We start from the raw sequence: 16,788 nt of genomic DNA on the forward strand, positions 1-16,788 counted from the left end.
CGAAGTACCTACCCCGCCACCGCCGCGGCCGGCACCTGCTCAAACGCGGCGAGCGCGATGTCGGGGAGGTCGGTGGCGATCACGTCGACGCCGTTGTCGGCGCACCAGCGCATCTGGCGCGGGGTGTTCACGGTCCAGGTGTAGGTGCGCAGGCCCCGGTAGCCCAGTAGCTCTTGGCGCAGCTGCAGGTGCTGCAGCGCAGGCCCGACGCCGTAGGGGCGGGAGAACATGTGGCTCTTTCTGTTCCACCGCATTTCCTTCAGGCGGAACAGGTAGAAGGTCTCCAACTCGGGCGCCATGTGGGTGAAGTAGCGCACGGCGCGGTGGGAAAACGAGATCACGTGCACGTTTTCGGATTCGTGCAGCCCGGCGTAGCGCAGGGTGCGGAGTGTCTGCTCGTCCACTTCGGGCCCGTAGATGGTGGGGTGCTTGGTTTCGATGTAGATGTGCTTGTCGGGGTAGTCCTGCATGAGTTCAAGCAGTTCTTCCAGGCACATGATTTGCTGCGGCTCGTCGGCGGTGCCGCAGTTGAGCCGGCGCAAATCGGCGAAGTCCATGCAGTCCACGCGCCCGCGGCCGTCGGTGGTGCGGTTGACCGAAGAGTCGTGGAAGACCACCACGCGCCCGTCGCGGCTTAGGCGCACGTCGCATTCGATGCCGTGGATGGGCAGTTTCAACGCTTCTTCGAACGCCTGGCGCGTCAGCTCCGGGTGGTGGCCGGAGAATCCGCGGTGCGCAACAATCTTGGGAACCTTCAGTTCGCTCACGGCCCCCGAGGCTACCCGCGCGCAGCGGGCCCCGCGACCGGAAGATTTTTGGAACAATCGCTTCCGTGCCTTCCAACTTCCTCGACCACGCCCGTAAGGCTTTCGATCAGCTGCCGGATGCGCTGCAACGCGCGCGTTCGCGCTATTCCGTCAGGCGCGACGGTGTGCTGGCGTTGCCGATGGGCGTGTTGGAGGTGTTGGCTGATATTTCCCCGGGCGTGCGCATGAGTGGTCAGCGCCGTTTGCCGCCGAGTTTCCGGGCGGGGCTTGCGGGGGCTGAGGTGGCTACTTGGGGTGCGGTTTCGCCGTCGCTTCTGCCGCACAGTTGGTGGGCGACGGCAGCGAACGTCGGTGTGTTGCAGGGCATTGGCCATGGCTTTGCGACGGTAGCTTCGCAAGCCCTCCGCCCAGCAGTGCCGGATTCCACAAAGAGCCCGTTGCCGGCCCCGGTGCGCCTGGCCATGACGGGCGTGACCGCGGGCGTGTTTGTCACGTCGTTGCGCAGGCGCGCGCACCAGGAACAGCTGGTGGAAAGCGACGAGAAGTTCAAGGTCAGCCCGCAGATCCTCGGCATCACGCTGGGCACGCTGGGCTACGGCGTGGTGCTGCTGATCGGTGACGCGATCCAGGCGTTCATCGACGCGATCAACGAACTACTAGGCAAGAAGCTGCCGCCGGTGGCGTCCTGGCCGCTGGCGATCGCGGGCGGCGGCGCCCTGCTGATTTTGGTGGGCGACCAGATGGTGGTGCGCCGCTTCGCGGTGCGTGTGAGCCGCCAGGCCCAGGAGCTGGATCGCGAGTTCATGCGTGGCGCGGACCAGCCGCAGCGCGTCGAGCGTTCCGGTTCGCCTGACTCGCTGGTGGATTGGAACACGATGGGCCGCCAGGGCCGCGCGGTGGTGGCCGGAGGGCCTCGCAAGGCCGACATTGAGCGCCTGCTCGAGGGCGAAGCGAAGGAGCCGATCCGCATCTTCGTGGGCCTAGACTTGGGCGAGGAGGACACCCCGGATTTCGAGGCTATGGCCGCCGTCGCAATCAAGGAGATGCACCGCACCGGTGCCTTCGAACGCAGCCACATCGCGGTGATGTCGGCAGCGGGCACGGGGTGGATCAACGACTTCCACACCTCGGGCTTCGAGTTTGTCACCCGCGGCGACTCGGCCGTGGTGGCCATGCAGTACTCCTACCTGCCCTCGGCGTATTCGTACTTGGCGGACCGCAAAAATCCGGTGAACTCCTCGCGTGTGCTCATTGAGGCGATCCGCCGCGAGCTGGAGAGCATCGACCCCAACGATCGCCCGAAGCTGTACGTCGGTGGCGAGTCGCTGGGCGCGTACGGGGTCTCGGACGCGTTCGAAACCGTCGAGGAATTTCTCGAGCACACCTCAGGCGGGGTGTTCACTGGCACGCCCGGGTTCGCCCGCAACCACAGCTACCTGACCAGGCACCGCGAGAAGGGCTCCCCGCAGCGCCTCCCGCTTGTCGACGGCGGCCGCCACGTCCGCTTCACCGCCCACCCCGCACACCTGCGCCACGACTTCCGCGGCAACGCCTACACCAGCACCTGGGAAGAACCCCGGTTCGTCTTCGCCCAGCACGCTTCCGACCCGGTGGTGTGGTGGGAGCCGTCCCTGGCGTGGAAGGCCCCGGATTGGCTGAAAGAACCGGGGTCGCGCGGCGAGCCCGCCCCGGCTGCCCAGCACTTGGACGCGCTGGACACGATGCGGTGGATGCCGCTGGTGACGTACTGGCAGGTGGGCATTGACCAGCTGCCGTCGAAGGACTACCCCTCGCCGCACGGGCACAACTACCACGATGAGACGGTCGCCTATTGGAACGCGGTCATCCACGGCGCGGGCGATGACGCGCGCCCCGAAGCGCTTTCCCGCCCCGAGCTGGTGCGTGTGTCGCGCTGGATCCACAGCGACGCCACGAAGACCCGCATGCCTAAGGGCGGTTTCCCTTCAAAGCACGGCTACTAACTAAATCCCGCAGGCCACGCCGGTGGAGTGGTGCGGGCAGTATCCGTTTGGCACCTTGTGCAGGTACTGCTGGTGCTCTTCCTCGGCCAGGTAGTAGCGCACGCCGTCGGCCTCCACCGATTTCACCTCGGTGGTGATGTCGCCGTAACCGGCACTTTGCAGGTCCTGCTCATACTGGCGGATCCACCCGCGGATCTGCTCCGCCTCTTCTTCAGTGTCGGTGTAGAAGGCGGAGCGGTACTGCGTGCCCACGTCGTTGCCCTGGCGGTAGCCCTGCGTCGGATCGTGCGCCTCCAGCGCGGCCTTCACAATTTCTTTCAGCGTGATCACCTTCGGGTCGTAGACCACCTCCACCGCTTCGACGTGGTTGGTCTGCCCGGAGCACACCTCGCGGTAGGTCGGGTTCGGAGTGATCCCGCCGGCGTAGCCCACCGACGTGGAGTTCACGCCGTCCATCTGCCAGTACATCTTCTCCACGCCCCAGAAACAACCGATGCCCACCAGCACGCGTTTTTGCCCCTCGCGCCACGGCCCTGTGGTGGGAGTGCCCAGCACCGCGTGCTCGCGCGGGTTGGCAAGGATGGGCTCGGGGCGGCCGGGGAGGGCGGAGTTGGCGTCGACAAGCTTTGGCGATGGTGCGAAAAGAAATCCCATGCCCCCTACAACGGATTACCTCACAACACTGTTCCCAAATTTTCTCTACCATGGGGCCCGCAACTGATTCGCAGACGAAAGGAATCAATCATGGCTGTTTACGAGCTTCCCGATCTCCCCTACGCATACGACGCGCTGGAGCCGCACATCTCCGAAGAGATTATGACGCTGCACCACGACAAGCACCACGCGACCTACGTCGCTGGCGCGAACGCTGCGCTCGAGGCCCTCGAGGCCGAGCGCAACGGTGAGGCGAACCCGGACCGCCTGCGCGCCCTGTCCAAGAACCTGGCGTTCAACCTGGGTGGCCACACCAACCACTCCATCTTCTGGAAGAACATGGCACCGAATGCTGGCGGCAACCCGACCGGCGAGATCGCTGAGGCGATCGACCGCGACTTCGGCTCCTTCGATGCCTTCAAGAAGCAGTTCGCTGGCGTGGCCACCGGCCTGCAGGGCTCCGGCTGGGCAGTGCTCGGCTACGACCACATCGCTGGCCGCCTGATCATCCAGCAGCTGACCGACCAGCAGGGCAACATCTCCGTGGACTTCACGCCGGTGCTCATGCTGGATATGTGGGAGCACGCGTTCTACCTGCAGTACAAGAACGTCAAGGCTGATTACGTCGAGGCGTGGTGGAACGTTGTCAACTGGGACGACGTCAACGAGCGCTACGCAAAGGCATCCGCTTAACGACGGCTCCGCCCTCCCCTAACCACCAGCGCCCGCCACTTCCGGAAACGGAAGGGCGGGCGCTGGTTTTCTTGTGCAACTGTTTCTCGAATTTCTTGTGACAGATTTCCTAGCATGGTGAGCATGCAGAAAGGCAGCCTGGAATACCGTCGCGCAACGTGGGCCATGCTCGCATTCGGGCTGGCGATCTTCAACGCCTTATACGCCACACAAGCGCTGCTGCCCACGCTCACCACCGAGCTGGCGGTGAGCCCGTCCACCGCCGCGCTGACCGTCTCCGCCGCCACCGGCGCGCTGGCGCTGTGCGTGGTGCCCGCCTCGATCCTGTCGGAGAAGTACGGCCGCGGGCGCGTGCTGGTGGTCTCGGCGCTGGGCGCCACCGCGCTCGGCCTTGCGCTCCCGCTCGCGCAGACGGCGGGCCAGCTCATCGCCCTGCGCGCGGTGCAAGGCGCACTCATCGCCGGCACCCCTGCGGTGGCCATGACCTGGCTGTCAGAAGAACTTGACCCCGGCGACCTGCCCGGCGCGATGGGCCTGTACATCGCCGGCAACTCCATCGGGGGCTTAAGCGGGCGTCTCATCCCCGCCGGGCTGTTGGAGGTCACCACCTGGCGCTGGGCCATGTTCGGCAGTGCACTTGTGGCGTTCACCTTGGCGGCGCTGGCGGCGTGGGCGTTGCCGCAGCAGCGCAATTTCGTGCCGAAGGCGTCGATACGTCCCAGCGTGGAGCTGCGCGCGATGCTGGGCCACCTGAAAAACCCGCGGCTGGTGGGGCTGTATGCCACCGCGTTTATCGCCATGGGCGTGTTCGTGTCCATGTACAACTTCTTCGGCTTCCGCGCGGTGCTGGACTATGGGCTGCCCGCGGCGCTGTCTGGCCTGGTGTACGTGGTGTACCTGTCCGGCACCTGGTCGAGTGCGCGCGCCGGAGCCCTCTCCAAGCGCTACGGCCGCGGGGTGGTAGTACTCGCCGCCGCGCTGCTCATGCTCGCCGGCGCGATCGCCGTGGCAGCGCCGAGCCTCTGGATCGCCTTGGCGGGCCTGCTGGTGTTTACCGCCAGCTTCTTCGCGCTGCACTCCACGGCCTCCGGCTGGGTCGGCCTCATCGCCGAGCGCGACCGCGCCGAAGCGTCCAGCATGTACGTGTTCTGCTACTACATGGGCTCTTCCATCCTGGGCGCGGCGACCGGCTGGGCGTACGAGGGTTTGGCGTGGGCCGGCTTCGTCTCGGTGCTCGCCGTGATGCTCAGCGTGCTCGCTGCGGTGTCCGCGGCGCTGTGGCGGGGCGCGCGGTAGGTCCGCTACACCGACCCGAACTCGGGTATGCCCGGCGCGCCCGCGTCCAGGAAGTCGCGCACGGCGCGGGTGGCGCGGCAGTCGTCCTCGTTGTAGCGCAGCAGCATGTCGCGGGCGGCCTGGTCGCCGAACCGGGCGGCGCGGCGCAGGGCGAGGGAGCGCTCGCCGTCGACGTCGTCGTCCTCCCACTCGAAGCCCACGACCGGACCAAGCACCTTCAGGCCCAGCCCGTCGGTACCCACGAGCGAGCGGCGCACATGGGCGAACACGTCCACCCACTCGTCGGAGGCGATGAACGCGGCGACGTCCCCGGCGTCTACGGAGGCGAAGCGCTTGGCCGACGAGCGCAGCCAGTGGTTCTCCCCGCCCGCGGCGTAGCAGTAGGCGCGGAACGTCTTTCCCTCCGCATGCGCTTCGGCCCGGCGCGCCATCAGCCAGGACCAGAACGCCGTGAAGTTTTCCTCCTCGGCGTCGCCGCCGACCTCGTCCCAGGTGGCAAAGGCGCGGTAGTCGGTGCCGTCGAAGGTGCCCCACAGGTAGGCCCCTTGGTCCAGGTAGGCCTCCATGTCCACGTCCACCTCCACGTCGGCGCGGGGTGCGGGGGCGAATCCTGTGCGCCGCAGCACGGGGATGCCTGCGCGCCAGGCACTGGCGAGGGCGGCGGGTTCGGGCGGAGCTTCGTCGATAAGCTGCTGCACCGTATGGATGCCGCGCTCGCGCCAGTAGTCGCCGCGGCCGCCCGGAAGCAGCAGCGAGATGTCGTCGAGCTCAACCAGGCGCGGCTCGCACAGCGGCCAGAACCTGCAGGTGGCGCACTGTTTCAACCGCTTAGGCTCGTCTGGCAGCGGCGCCAGCAGCGCGCCCACAAGCGACTCGATGTAGCGCTCCGGCTCGCACAGGTATGCGCGCGTGCGGTCTTGGCCGATCACAGCCCCGCGGCCGTCCGCGCGCTCGCCGAGCAGCAGGTGCGCAAGCGTGACGCGGTAGCCGTCCACGGTGTGGTGGCGCGCCTTCGCGTGCACCGTCAACGGCTGGCCCAGACCCAGGCGCCCGGTGGGGATCATCTCCAGCTCCGCACTCGGATGAGCCCGCGCCACTCGGTGGTTGGAACTCACCACGGGCAGGTACCCGGCATCGGTGCGCACGAGGATGTCCACGTCGGCCTCCGCGTCTATGCCCTCCACCGCGCCAACCAGGGTGGCGTTGGTGATCAGGTGCGCGCGGCGTCGAAAAGCATCCTGTGTTGCTGCGACACGATCCGAACCGGGGTCGATGTCCACGCGCACAAACGTCTTGCCGGCGCCGTCGCCCACGGCGCGTTTGACGGGCAGCAGGTCGAACACCGCGGCGCGGGCGGCGTCGATCTGCGGCTGGCGCAACAGCGCCTCCGGCAATTCGGGTACGTCCGGGTGCGCGCGGCGCTGCCGCTGGCGGAAGCGGCAGCCCACGAGGTCTGAGGCGCGCACAGGTTCGTTACTCACAATGCCTCAAACGATACCTGGGCAGGGGTAGTGCCCCGGAAGGTACAGTGTATGGGCGTTAGAGCGAACGATTAGAGGAGAGCAAACCATGGGTGTTTTCGAGGCCATCCGCAAGTCCCGCGCGAAGACGAAGGCCGAGGTCAAGGCCGCGCAGTCGCACGCGCGCCAGCTGGCGAAGCAGGAGGCGAAGGCCGACGAGCGCGTGGCCAAGCTCCTGGACAAGGCGGAAAAGCGCCTGCTCAAGGAAGAGAAGAAGGGCCTGAAGCGCAAGCAGAAGCACGAGAAGGAACTGGCCAAAGCGCACCTGAAGCGCATCCAGGAGTCCGGCATCACCCAGAAGAAGGCGAAGCAGTGGGTCTCCGCCGCGCGCATCCTGGTGCCGGTGCTGCTGCCGCTGGCGTACAAGGCGCTGACCTCCATCCAGCAGGGCCAGGTGAACAACCGCGCCGCCGGTCTGGGGCTGACGTCGCAGGATCTCGCGCGCCACTCCGGCCGCGGCGCCGAGCTCAAGGCGCGTATCGACGCCGTCCGGCAGAACGTCGAGCACACCGACAACCTCGGCGAGGGCTTCAAGGGCGACGCGCGCGTGCGCCTGGACGAGCTGGAGCAGGCCGTGCGCAACGCCGAGCACGCGAACCCGGAGCAGCGCCGCCTGGCGCACAACTCCATCGACGAGGACCTGAACAAGCTGGCGGCAGAGGTGCACGCCAAGCTGTCCAAATAAGCCTCTGCCTAGCGGCCGAGGAACGAGGCCGCTACAGCACGCCCTGCTCGCGCGCTGACGCCACGGCGGAGGTGCGCGAGCGTACGCCCAGCTTGTCGTAAATGTGGACAAGGTGGGATTTCACGGTCGCCTCGGAGAGCATGAGCTGGCGGCCGATTTCGCGGTTGGAGGAGCCGGCAGCAACCAGCTGCAGCACCTCCAGCTCGCGCGGGGTGAGCGAGGAGCGCGGGGTGCGCTCCCTGGATTCGAGCCGGTCGCGCACCACGGGGGACATGGTGGCGTCGCCGCGTGCGGTGGAGCGCACCGCGGCGACGAGTTCTTCCGGCGGGGCGTCTTTGAGCAGGTACCCCACGGCGCCGGCTTCGATGGCGCCGAGGATGTCGGCGTCGGTGTCGTAGTTGGTCACCACCAGCACCTTCGGTGGGTGGGGCATGTTGGCCCGAATCGCGGCGGTGGCTTGGGCGCCGGTGGTCACGCGCTGGCCTTCCGCGCCGGCGCCGAAGCGCAGGTCCATGAGGATGACGTCGATGCCGCCGGCCTGCGCGGTGGCGATGGCGCCATCGGCGGTGGCTACCTCGGCCACCACTTTGATGTCCTCGGCGGCCTCCAGTACGGAGCGCAGGCCCAGGCGGACAATCTCGTGGTCGTCAGCCAGCAGTACCCGGATCAACGTCGGTCTCCTCGCAAGAGTCAAGGTCAGTCTTTTGGTTGATCCTAACCGGCACGGCCACGGTCAGCGCCGTCGGCCCGCCGGGAGCGGACTCGATCTCCAGCTTTCCGCCCAGCTCCGCGGCGCGTGAGCGCATCGCGTCCAGCCCCAGGTGGCCCAGCCCGCTGGGTTTGAGCCCCTGCGCGTTAACGTCGAAACCGCGGCCGTTGTCCACCACGTCCAGGCGCACCTCGTCCGGCGCGTAGGTCAGGGTGATGCGGGCAATACTCGCCTCAGCGTGGTTGACCACATTCGACACCGCCCCTTGGGCGATGCGCAGCAGCCCGGCCTCCACCCGCATCGGCAGTGGCACGGCCTCGCCGTCAACTTCTACCTCGATGTCCAGCCCGCCTGCCTCGCCGAAGTCGCCGGCCACCCGCGCCAGCGCGTCGCGCAACGAGGACTCGGTCAGCGGCGCCGGCGCAAGCGCGGCGATCATCGCGCGGGTCTCCGCCAGGTTATTCGACGCCGCCCGGCGCGCCGTCTCCATCTTCCGCAGCGGCGCCTGCGCCTTATCCTCCGGCAGCCCGCTTGCCCGCACGTCCTGCTCCGCCGAGTGCAGCAGCATCTGGATCGACGACAGGTTCTGCGCCACCGTGTCGTGCAGCTCGTGCGCGAGGCGTTCACGCTCCTGGGCCACGCCGGCGGCGCGTTCCGTGTCGGCGAGGCGGTCGCGTGTGGCCAGCAGTTCGTCGATAAGCTGCTGCCTCTCGCGGCTGACGCGGGTGATGGTGTCGAAGGCGTACGCGATCGCCACCACAACCACCGCGGACAGCGCCGGGCCCATGATCCCGCCGAGGGTGAGACCGGTCGGGATCTGCATGCCAATCGAGATGCCCAGGCACGCCACCACCCACGCGTAGCCGATCCAGTTGTCAAAGGCGCGCAGCGCCACGAAAAACAGCACGAACACCCAGTACACGGCCACCGGTGAGACAGTCATGTCCGCCACCCACACCGCCGTCGCCCCCAGCATCCACGCCACACGCCCCCACATGCCCCAGCGGTACATCTCCACCATGCCGTAGAACAGCAAAAACGCGAACGCCGCGGTCATCACAATGTGCAGCAGCGCGCTATTGAGCGGCATGCGCGCGAGCGCACCGAAGGAGACGAGCATGAGGCACACCGCCAGCACCGTGATGCCCGAGTCGAGCGCCCGGTAGTCCGCGGTCTTTCCGGGATGCTGCTCCAACAGCACTAATCTGGAGCTCATGCGTCTGAGAGTACCCACCGCCCTGTTCGTGCTCGCCCTCGCCGGGTGTTCGCAGGAGCCTTCGCCTATCGACGACCCTTCGGCCGCCCCCGCACCCGAACCCACCCTGCCAATAGAAGCCCTGCCCGACACCCCGCGCGACTCCTGGACCGAATGCCCCTACCTGGACACTGAGTGGGTCGCGCAGACCAACGGCCAGCGCGTCACCGGCGTGGGCACAGACACCCGCTTCGACCCGCCGGCCTGCCAGTTCTGGTCCTACCCCGAGGAGCCGCAGCTGACCGTGATGGTGCGCCACATGGACTCCGTGGAAGACGCCCGCGCCGTGGTGGACTTCGTCGCCCCGGTAGACCTGACCCAGCCGGCGACGCTGCCCGGCGGGTGGGACGGCGGCCGCCACGGCGGCGGGGACGTGCCCGGCCGCATCGGCGCAGCGTACGCCGTGGCCAAAGGGCTCACAGCGGTGGCGGTGTTCACCAACCAGCACGAGTCCGTCAAGGCCGAAACGGTGGCGAAAGAAGTTATCGCTAACCTGGCCCTGTGAATAGTCCCGTGATGATCTCCGTAGCCGCCATCGTGTTCACCGACGAGCAGGGCCGCGTGCTGTGCGTGCGCAAACACACCAGCCCGCGCTTCCAGCTGCCGGGCGGGAAGCCGGAGCCCGGCGAGACGCTGGTGGACACTGCGCTGCGCGAGACCCGGGAGGAGGTCGGCCTGGACGTCGATCCGGAAGATCTGAGCTACCTGGGCCAGTTCAGCGCACCCGCCTCCAACGAGCCCGGCTGCACCGTCACCTCCACGGTGTTTTTGCACCCCGGCGCCGGCCTGTCCCCCGCGCCCGCCGCGGAAATCGCCGAGGCACGCTGGATCGACCCCACGGCCCCAGACGCCGAGCTCGCACCGTTGCTGCGCGGCGAAGTCTTCCCGGCGCTGAAGTCCCGCGAGATCGAAGCCATCGCCGTCTACGCCGGGGCGCGCGAGGGCACTAACCCCAACAACGCCGCGTTGGCCAGGGCGTTCGGCAAGGCGCTAGCGGACGCCGACATCACTTTGGTCTACGGCGGGTCCAGGCTGGGGCTGATGGGCGAGGTGGCCGAGGGGGCGTCGACAAGCATTGGCATCCTCACCGAACACCTAGTCAACTTCGAGCTGCAGTACGAAGGCCTCGAACGCCTCGAGGTGGTGACCACGATGTCCGAGCGCAAGGCCCGCATGAGCGAGCTTGCCGACGCCATCGTGGCCCTGCCCGGCGGCGCCGGCACACTGGACGAACTATTCGAGGAATGGACCAGCCAACAGCTCGGCCTGCATCAAAAGCCCATCGGGCTGCTGGGCAGCGAGTTCTGGGCGCCGCTGGTTGCGATGATCGACCACATGGTGGACCAGGGCTTCGTGCGCCCGACGGACCGCGCGCACATGGTCGTCGCCGACGACCCGCAGGAACTCCTGGCCAAACTGCGCGCATGGGCGCCGCCGGTGCCACGCTGGCTCTAGTCGGTTACACCGCGACGTCGTTGTACGGCATCAGCGACGACACCCACGGGTAGACAACCTCCATGAGCAGGAAAAACACGCCCACCAAAATGATCAGGGTGAGCAGCCACTTCACCGGAGCGGGGCCGGGAAGCTTGCGCCACAGGGCCGCATACATCGCTATCGCACCTCTTTCTGTGCCGGTTTTTGGGCCGGTTTCATTGCGTCCGGGACGGCGCCCGACGGGTCCTTCGGCCGCACCTCCGTGCGCACCGCGTGGATAATCATGCGCTCCGCGTTAGAGAACTGCGGGTGGCACGTGGTCAGCGTGATCAGGCCCTCCGTGCCCGGCTCCACCTTCGTCGATCGGTTGCCCGGGATGGGGTTGACCACCTCGATGTCGCCCGGCAGCGTAATCTCGCGGCCTTTGACCTGTGCGTAGTCGCCAGCTGCGATGCGCTCGTTCAGCTCGCCGGGCAGGCAATCGATGCCCTCTCTGCGGCGCTCCCCCGGGTCCTGGGACATCGGCAACACGCGGTAGGTCACCCACTCGGTCTGCGTCTCCACCACGATGGCGTCGCAAGCCTTCAGCGCACCCAAGTCGTTAAACGGCGCGCCCTTGCCCACGCGGTGCCCGGCGACGGCGAAGTTGCCGTCCTCGCCCGGCTGCTGCGTGCCCGGGTAGTGGCCCGGGCCGGTGAGCAGCTGGTGCTCCTGCACGCCTTCCACGATGGCGAACTGGTAGTCCTGGCCAAACGCCGGAATGTACATGCGCGCGAACGCGTCGCCCAGCTCAGTAGCCTTGGCCTGGCGGGGGTTGACCCACTGCTCTTCCAGGCGAGTCTGCACCTCGTCCTGCATCCGGCCGGAGGCGATGTTCGTCCAATAAGACTCGTAGAACGCGAACAACAGCAGTAACACGCCGAACGTGAGCAGCAACTCGCCAATCACCTGCGAGGTGGTAACGCGGCGCGGCTGCGTGTGCATGTGGGCCGTGGTCATGCGGCTCAGCGTAGCGCCGGCGCGCTAGATGGAGTAATCCGGCGGCGGCGCGCCCAAGGTGTTCTCCGCCAGCGCGCGTGCGGTGCGCAGCGGCTCGACGCTGTGCAGGATCCTCGCGCCGGACAGCCCGCCATCGAGGAAGATCAGCAGCTCATCCGCCAGCGCGGAGGACTCGTAGCCGTTCTTCTCCGTCAGCAGCGCGGTGATCGTTTCGTGCATCCAGGAGCGGTGCGCCATGCACGCCGCGATGATGCGCTCTTCCGACTCCACCTCGGGGCGCGGATATTCGCCCGCGGCGTTGAGGAAAGGAGAGCCGCGGAAGTCCTTGTCCGGCTCTTCGTCGATAGCCATGTCGAAGAATGCGAGGATCTTCGCGTCCGCGTCCGGCGCCTTCGCGGCGCGCTCACCCCAGCGGGCGCGGAACTGCTCGTCCAGCTGCTCCAGGTAGGCGATGACGAGGTTGTCCTTCGAGCCCAGCAGCGAGTACAGCGAGGCCTTGGCCACGTCCGCTTCGCGCAGGATCCGGTCGATGCCGATGACGCGGATGCCCTCTTCGGTGAACAGTTTTGTTGCAGCGTCCAGCAGCCGCTGGCGCGGGCTCGGCCGGTCCCGGCGTCGCTGCGCTGGCTTCTTCTTGCTGGTGGTGGCCAAGGAAAACTCCTTCGTGCGTCGGTCGCATATCAATATAGACAAACCGGTACGTATAGTCCACCGGGCGCGAAAAAATCCCTCGGGTTCCACCCGAGGGATTTCGCACTTTCGCCTATCGACGCTTGCTGGTCACCAGATTGATGATCCACAGCAAAATCACCGCGCCGAGCAGGCAGGTGAGGAAGCTGAAGAACAGCCCACCGCCGGCAACGTCGACGCCGAACACGGAGAGCAGCCAGCCACCAAGCAGACCGCCGATAATGCCGACCACGATGTTCAGGCCGATGCCCATCTGTGCGTCACGGTTCTGGATCTTCGAACCGATCCAGCCGGCAAGACCGCCAATAACAATCCAACCGATAAGACCCATTGCAGGTGCCATAGTGTTTCAAACCCTTCTAATTGTTAATCAGTACGGGAGCCATTATGCGCCCCTTATAGATTGGGCGAGCAACGCATCGCATGCAGTTGCGTAACAATTCGCTTACAAATCTTGTGTACGCACGACCATCATGGGGCACGGTGCCTCCTGCAGCAGCGCGCGCGAAGTCGAGCCCAGCAGCATGCCCTTGAATCCGCCGCGGCCGTGCGAGCCGGTGACCAGCAGCTGCGCACCCTGCGCAGCCTCTGCAAGGGCACGCACCGGGCGGTCGCGGGTGATGATCTTCTTTACCACCACGTCCGGGTACTGCTCCGAAAGCTCATTCAGGTACGAGCTCAACAGCTCGTCCTTTTCTGCCTGCACAGCCTGCCAATGGTCCTCAGACACCGCGTAGCCTGCGCCCGGCCCTTGGATCTGGGTGTCCACCCAGGTGTGCACCGCGTGCAGCTCCGCACCGCGAGCGGCTGCCTCCTCGAAGGCCACCTCGGTCGCACGACGCGACACATCAGAGCCGTCCACGCCGACGACGACAGGGCCGTACTTGTTCGTCTCTGTCACTGCGTTGTCTTCACGCACGACCACCACCGGGCAGGATGCGTGGGAGACCACAGCGCCGGAGACGGAGCCGAGCACCATGCCGGAGATCCCGCTCAGGCCGCGGGATCCCATCACCACCATGGTGGATTCCTTGGACATCTCCAGCAGCATGTCAATCGGCGAGCCTTCCGCCACCGCGTGGCCGATGTGCAGATCCGGCGCCACCTCGAGGGCGATGTCGCGCGCACGGTCCACGGTCTGCAGCGTTTCACGCTGCAGCTCGTCGAAGATCTCCTGCGGCGGCACCATGCCTTCCGCGTACAGGAACTGCGGCATCGAGTATGCCGCCGCGAGGCGCAGCGGAATGTTGCGCTTCATCGCCGTATTTGCAGCCCAACGGACTGCATTGTCGGAGGCGGGGCTGCCATCTACGGCAACGACAACAATATCTTCCTGGGTCATATGCAAACCTTCCTTCAGATCGGCTGGTTATACCCCCAGTCTACTGCTGCCCGGAGTGTCAGCGCGGCAGTTCCTGCGGCGTCGCCGCCGGGGCGTTCGCGGGGAATAGCACCTGGTAAATCACGCTCAGAACATCCATGATGGCCTTACCGATACCCTCGGAGAAAAATGCCGTCAGCGGTTCAACCAATGACCCTAAATCCATGGCGGCTAATCTACTACACAGCATGGCACGGAAAAAGACGAAGAATACGGGGCCGTTGCCGCCCCGCGACGGCCTCGGCGCCACCCGCGTCCGCGTGCCAGAGGGGCAGGGAATCTCCGCCGCCGAATTCATCTGGCACGTCGTGTCCACCCAGCGCCACCGCCATCCCGAGGACAACGTGGATGCGGTCTTGGCGAGGTTTGCCGAAGGTGCCGTCGTAAAGCGGGACGGCTCGCCGCTCACCGCAGACACCTGGCTGGAGCCCGGCACCGACGTCTTCTTCTACCGCCGACCCGCCCCCGAGAAGCCGGTGCCTTTCGATATCACCACGGTATTCGAGGACGACGACCTCCTTGTCGTGAACAAACCACCATTTTTGGCGACCATGCCACGCGCGTCCCACATCACAGAAACCGCCACCGTGCGGCTGCGACGCGCCACCGGCAACGAAGAGCTCACGCCCGCTCACCGCCTTGATCGGGCAACATCCGGGCTGCTCTTGCTCACGAAACGCCGCGAGATCCGTGGCGCTTACCAGGAGCTCTTCGCGCGCCGCGAGGTACGCAAGGAATACGAAGCAATCGCATCGCTTCACGACGTCCCTCCGGCCACCCCCTGGCACCATCACCTCACCAAACAGCCCGGTGAACCCGCCGCCCGGTTGGTGCCAGACGCCGAGCCGAACGCCTCGACCGTGGTGTCCAACGTTTCGCGGTTAGAACCTGCCGTGGAGGTGGGGTTGCAGAGCCGCTATGGCGTTTCAGGCGCGTTGGGGCGGTATGTGCTGCAGCCCGAAACCGGCCGTACCCACCAACTCCGCGTCCAAATGATGGCGGAAGCGGCACCAATCCTCGGCGACAGGATCTACCCCGATTTGCTGCCGGCTGACACTGAGGACTTTTCCGTGCCGATGCTGCTGCGGTGCACCGCTCTAGAATTCACCGATCCACTGCGCGGCCACAAACGGGAGTTCCGTCTGCGCGAGACCTGGCCCACCCTGTAGCCGCCGTGTCTCTAGGCCACTGTCTGGATAACGATTGGTGGGTGTGCACCCATCGTTGGTGTAGGCACAGCTGTCCGCAATGCGAAGTCGGGCCAGCGGCCCCTGGCTTTCGTGGGGGACACCCATAGTTGGTGCAGGCGCAGTTGTCCGCAATGCGGAGTTTCGCGAGGGCAGCTTTCGTAAACGTTGACGATCCAGCCATTTTCGGCCGCTGTTTACCCAGGTGGGAAATAGCCGGTGCCAACTTCTACGAAACCGCCATGTCAGCGCTCTTTGAAAAGTAGCCCAAAACGCTCCCCGAAAAGTAGCCCATCCGAAAAAGATTGGACGGGTGATTTCTTTGGAACAATGGGCACAGATCCGGTACCTGCGTGGGCAGGGTTTATCGATACGCAAGATCGCCAACGAGGTTGGCTGCGCGAAGAAGACTGTCGAGCGAGCACTCGCTTCGGATTCACCTCCGAAATACCCGCCGCGTCGGGCTAAAACCACAAGTTTCGATGCCTTTGAACCACAAGTACGAGCGCTGCTGGCTGAAACTCCACGTCTTAACGCAAAAGTCATCGGACAACGCGTTGGGTGGACTGGGTCAGAATCGTGGCTGCGCAAAAACGTTGCCCGGATCCGACCCGAGTATCTTCCCGCAGACCCCGTGGACACGCTCACCCATCTTCCCGGACGTGAAATCCAGTGCGACCTGACGTTTGCCGCCGGCGGGTTGCCCGATGCAAATGGTGTGCACCGGCCATTGCCGGTGCTGGTGATGGCGGCATCGCATTCCCGATTCGCCGCCGCCTGTCTGCTTCCGACTCGTAGAACGGATGACCTGATCGCTGGGATGTGGCAGCTCATCGAGCGTGACTTCAAAGCCGTGCCCGACCGGCTGGTATGGGACCGCGAAGCGGGCATCGGTAAGGCCCGTCTGTGTGAGCCAGTCGCTGCGTTCGCCGGTGCAATTGGCACCAAGATCGTCCAAGCCCCGCCGCGAGATCCGGAATCGAAAGGCATCGTTGAACGCACCAACGGCTATATGAAGCGCTCCTTTTTCCCAGGCCGGCACTTCAGCAACCCGCAGGACGTGCAAGACCAGCTCGATGAATGGTTTAGCACCGTGGCCAATACCCGCACCCACGCCACGTTGAAAACCCGCCCGATCGATCTGTTTCACACCGACCAACAGTCCATGCGTCCACTTCCGCCGTATACCCCAACGATCGGGATCCGTCCTGCGGTACGTCTGCCACGCAACTACTACATCACCGTCGATACCAACCAATACAGCGTCGACCCCACCTTCATCGACAGGCTCGTAACCGTGCGCACCTGCCTAGAAGAAATCACTGTCACAGGACCATCCGGCGAAATCGCCGCCTGCCACCGGCGCTACTGGGGCAAACACCACGTCATCACCGACCCCGCCCACCAACACGCCGCACGACGCATGCGACAGCTCATCACCGGAGCCCAACAACACACCCACACACCAGACAACGACGTAGAGGTAGCCGACTTGGCCATCTACGACTCAATCGCCTAGCCCCAAAGAAGATT

At 65.9% G+C, this 16,788-nt stretch carries 19 protein-coding genes; 8 read left to right on the forward strand and 11 right to left on the reverse strand.

All coding sequences use genetic code 11. The features are described from left to right. Positions 1-8: 8 nt before the first annotated feature. Complete coding sequence (locus CAFEL_RS10450) at positions 9-767, reverse strand: glycerophosphodiester phosphodiesterase (protein ID WP_194560524.1); 759 nt, start codon at positions 765-767, stop codon at positions 9-11. A gap of 65 nt (positions 768-832) precedes the next feature. Between CAFEL_RS10450 and CAFEL_RS10455 the strand changes: the two genes are divergently transcribed. Continuing rightward, positions 833-2,749, forward strand: a complete 1,917-nt coding sequence (locus CAFEL_RS10455; RefSeq protein WP_290172048.1) for an alpha/beta-hydrolase family protein — start codon at positions 833-835, stop codon at positions 2,747-2,749. Here the strand turns inward: CAFEL_RS10455 and msrA are convergent, their stop codons facing one another. Then, the gene (gene msrA / locus CAFEL_RS10460; protein ID WP_194560523.1) at positions 2,750-3,403 is read right to left on the reverse strand and encodes a peptide-methionine (S)-S-oxide reductase MsrA; all 654 of its coding nucleotides are present in this window, start codon (positions 3,401-3,403) and stop codon (positions 2,750-2,752) included. 90 nt (positions 3,404-3,493) lie between these two features. Here msrA and CAFEL_RS10465 point away from each other — a divergent pair, with 90 nt between their 5' ends. Beyond that, a complete protein-coding gene (locus CAFEL_RS10465; protein ID WP_181889279.1) occupies positions 3,494-4,096 on the forward strand; it encodes a superoxide dismutase in 603 nt (200 codons plus the stop codon). A gap of 123 nt (positions 4,097-4,219) precedes the next feature. Then, a complete protein-coding gene (locus CAFEL_RS10470) occupies positions 4,220-5,392 on the forward strand; it encodes an MFS transporter (RefSeq protein ID WP_228496433.1) in 1,173 nt (390 codons plus the stop codon). Between the two features lie 5 nt (positions 5,393-5,397). Here the strand turns inward: CAFEL_RS10470 and CAFEL_RS10475 are convergent, their stop codons facing one another. Continuing rightward, complete coding sequence (locus tag CAFEL_RS10475; RefSeq protein WP_290172049.1) at positions 5,398-6,873, reverse strand: TM0106 family RecB-like putative nuclease; 1,476 nt, start codon at positions 6,871-6,873, stop codon at positions 5,398-5,400. A gap of 88 nt (positions 6,874-6,961) precedes the next feature. Between CAFEL_RS10475 and CAFEL_RS10480 the strand changes: the two genes are divergently transcribed. Continuing rightward, positions 6,962-7,597 (forward strand): DUF6474 family protein, encoded by a 636-nt coding sequence (locus tag CAFEL_RS10480; protein ID WP_194560522.1) that lies wholly within the window; start codon positions 6,962-6,964, stop codon positions 7,595-7,597. A gap of 31 nt (positions 7,598-7,628) precedes the next feature. Here the strand turns inward: CAFEL_RS10480 and CAFEL_RS10485 are convergent, their stop codons facing one another. Both CAFEL_RS10485 and CAFEL_RS10490 read right to left on the reverse strand, forming a co-directional pair. Then, a complete protein-coding gene (locus CAFEL_RS10485; RefSeq protein ID WP_194560521.1) occupies positions 7,629-8,267 on the reverse strand; it encodes a LuxR C-terminal-related transcriptional regulator in 639 nt (212 codons plus the stop codon). Beyond that, positions 8,245-9,522, reverse strand: coding sequence for a sensor histidine kinase (locus tag CAFEL_RS10490; RefSeq protein WP_194560520.1), 1,278 nt, complete (start codon positions 9,520-9,522; stop codon positions 8,245-8,247). Before CAFEL_RS10490 ends, CAFEL_RS10485 begins: the two co-directional genes overlap by 23 nt. On the opposite strand from CAFEL_RS10490, the gene CAFEL_RS10495 reads away from it, so the two are divergent. Both CAFEL_RS10495 and CAFEL_RS10500 read left to right on the forward strand, forming a co-directional pair. Next, positions 9,521-10,066, forward strand: a complete 546-nt coding sequence (locus CAFEL_RS10495) for a DUF2020 domain-containing protein (protein ID WP_194560519.1) — start codon at positions 9,521-9,523, stop codon at positions 10,064-10,066. The two genes, CAFEL_RS10490 and CAFEL_RS10495, sit on opposite strands and share 2 nt — an antisense overlap. After that, entirely contained in the window at positions 10,063-11,016 is a 954-nt protein-coding gene (locus CAFEL_RS10500) for a TIGR00730 family Rossman fold protein (RefSeq protein WP_290172050.1), read from the forward strand. The genes CAFEL_RS10495 and CAFEL_RS10500 overlap by 4 nt, the downstream gene beginning before the upstream one ends. A gap of 4 nt (positions 11,017-11,020) precedes the next feature. On the opposite strand, the gene CAFEL_RS10505 is transcribed toward CAFEL_RS10500, so the two are convergent. From CAFEL_RS10505 to CAFEL_RS10530, 6 genes are all read right to left on the reverse strand, one after another. Then, a complete protein-coding gene (locus CAFEL_RS10505) occupies positions 11,021-11,173 on the reverse strand; it encodes a hypothetical protein (protein WP_168160630.1) in 153 nt (50 codons plus the stop codon). 2 nt (positions 11,174-11,175) lie between these two features. Beyond that, complete coding sequence (locus tag CAFEL_RS10510) at positions 11,176-11,997, reverse strand: class E sortase (protein ID WP_194560518.1); 822 nt, start codon at positions 11,995-11,997, stop codon at positions 11,176-11,178. Positions 11,998-12,021: 24 nt separating this feature from the next. After that, positions 12,022-12,648: a TetR/AcrR family transcriptional regulator gene (locus CAFEL_RS10515; protein ID WP_070475886.1), complete on the reverse strand. Its 627-nt coding sequence runs from the start codon at positions 12,646-12,648 to the stop codon at positions 12,022-12,024. Positions 12,649-12,760: 112 nt separating this feature from the next. Then, positions 12,761-13,030, reverse strand: a complete 270-nt coding sequence (locus CAFEL_RS10520) for a GlsB/YeaQ/YmgE family stress response membrane protein (protein ID WP_035000283.1) — start codon at positions 13,028-13,030, stop codon at positions 12,761-12,763. 102 nt (positions 13,031-13,132) lie between these two features. Then, positions 13,133-14,029, reverse strand: a complete 897-nt coding sequence (locus CAFEL_RS10525; protein WP_194560517.1) for a universal stress protein — start codon at positions 14,027-14,029, stop codon at positions 13,133-13,135. A 58-nt stretch (positions 14,030-14,087) separates the two neighbouring features. Then, positions 14,088-14,234, reverse strand: a complete 147-nt coding sequence (locus tag CAFEL_RS10530) for a hypothetical protein (RefSeq protein WP_172796707.1) — start codon at positions 14,232-14,234, stop codon at positions 14,088-14,090. A gap of 22 nt (positions 14,235-14,256) precedes the next feature. On the opposite strand from CAFEL_RS10530, the gene CAFEL_RS10535 reads away from it, so the two are divergent. Continuing rightward, the gene (locus tag CAFEL_RS10535) at positions 14,257-15,237 is read left to right on the forward strand and encodes a pseudouridine synthase (protein ID WP_228496432.1); all 981 of its coding nucleotides are present in this window, start codon (positions 14,257-14,259) and stop codon (positions 15,235-15,237) included. A 331-nt stretch (positions 15,238-15,568) separates the two neighbouring features. Then, on the forward strand, positions 15,569-16,774 hold the full coding sequence (gene istA / locus CAFEL_RS10540; RefSeq protein WP_194561164.1) for an IS21 family transposase: 1,206 nt from the start codon (positions 15,569-15,571) through the stop codon (positions 16,772-16,774). Positions 16,775-16,788: the final 14 nt, after the last annotated feature.

The organism is Corynebacterium afermentans subsp. lipophilum, from assembly GCF_030408375.1.
Taxonomy (GTDB): Bacteria; Actinomycetota; Actinomycetes; order Mycobacteriales; family Mycobacteriaceae; genus Corynebacterium; species Corynebacterium lipophilum.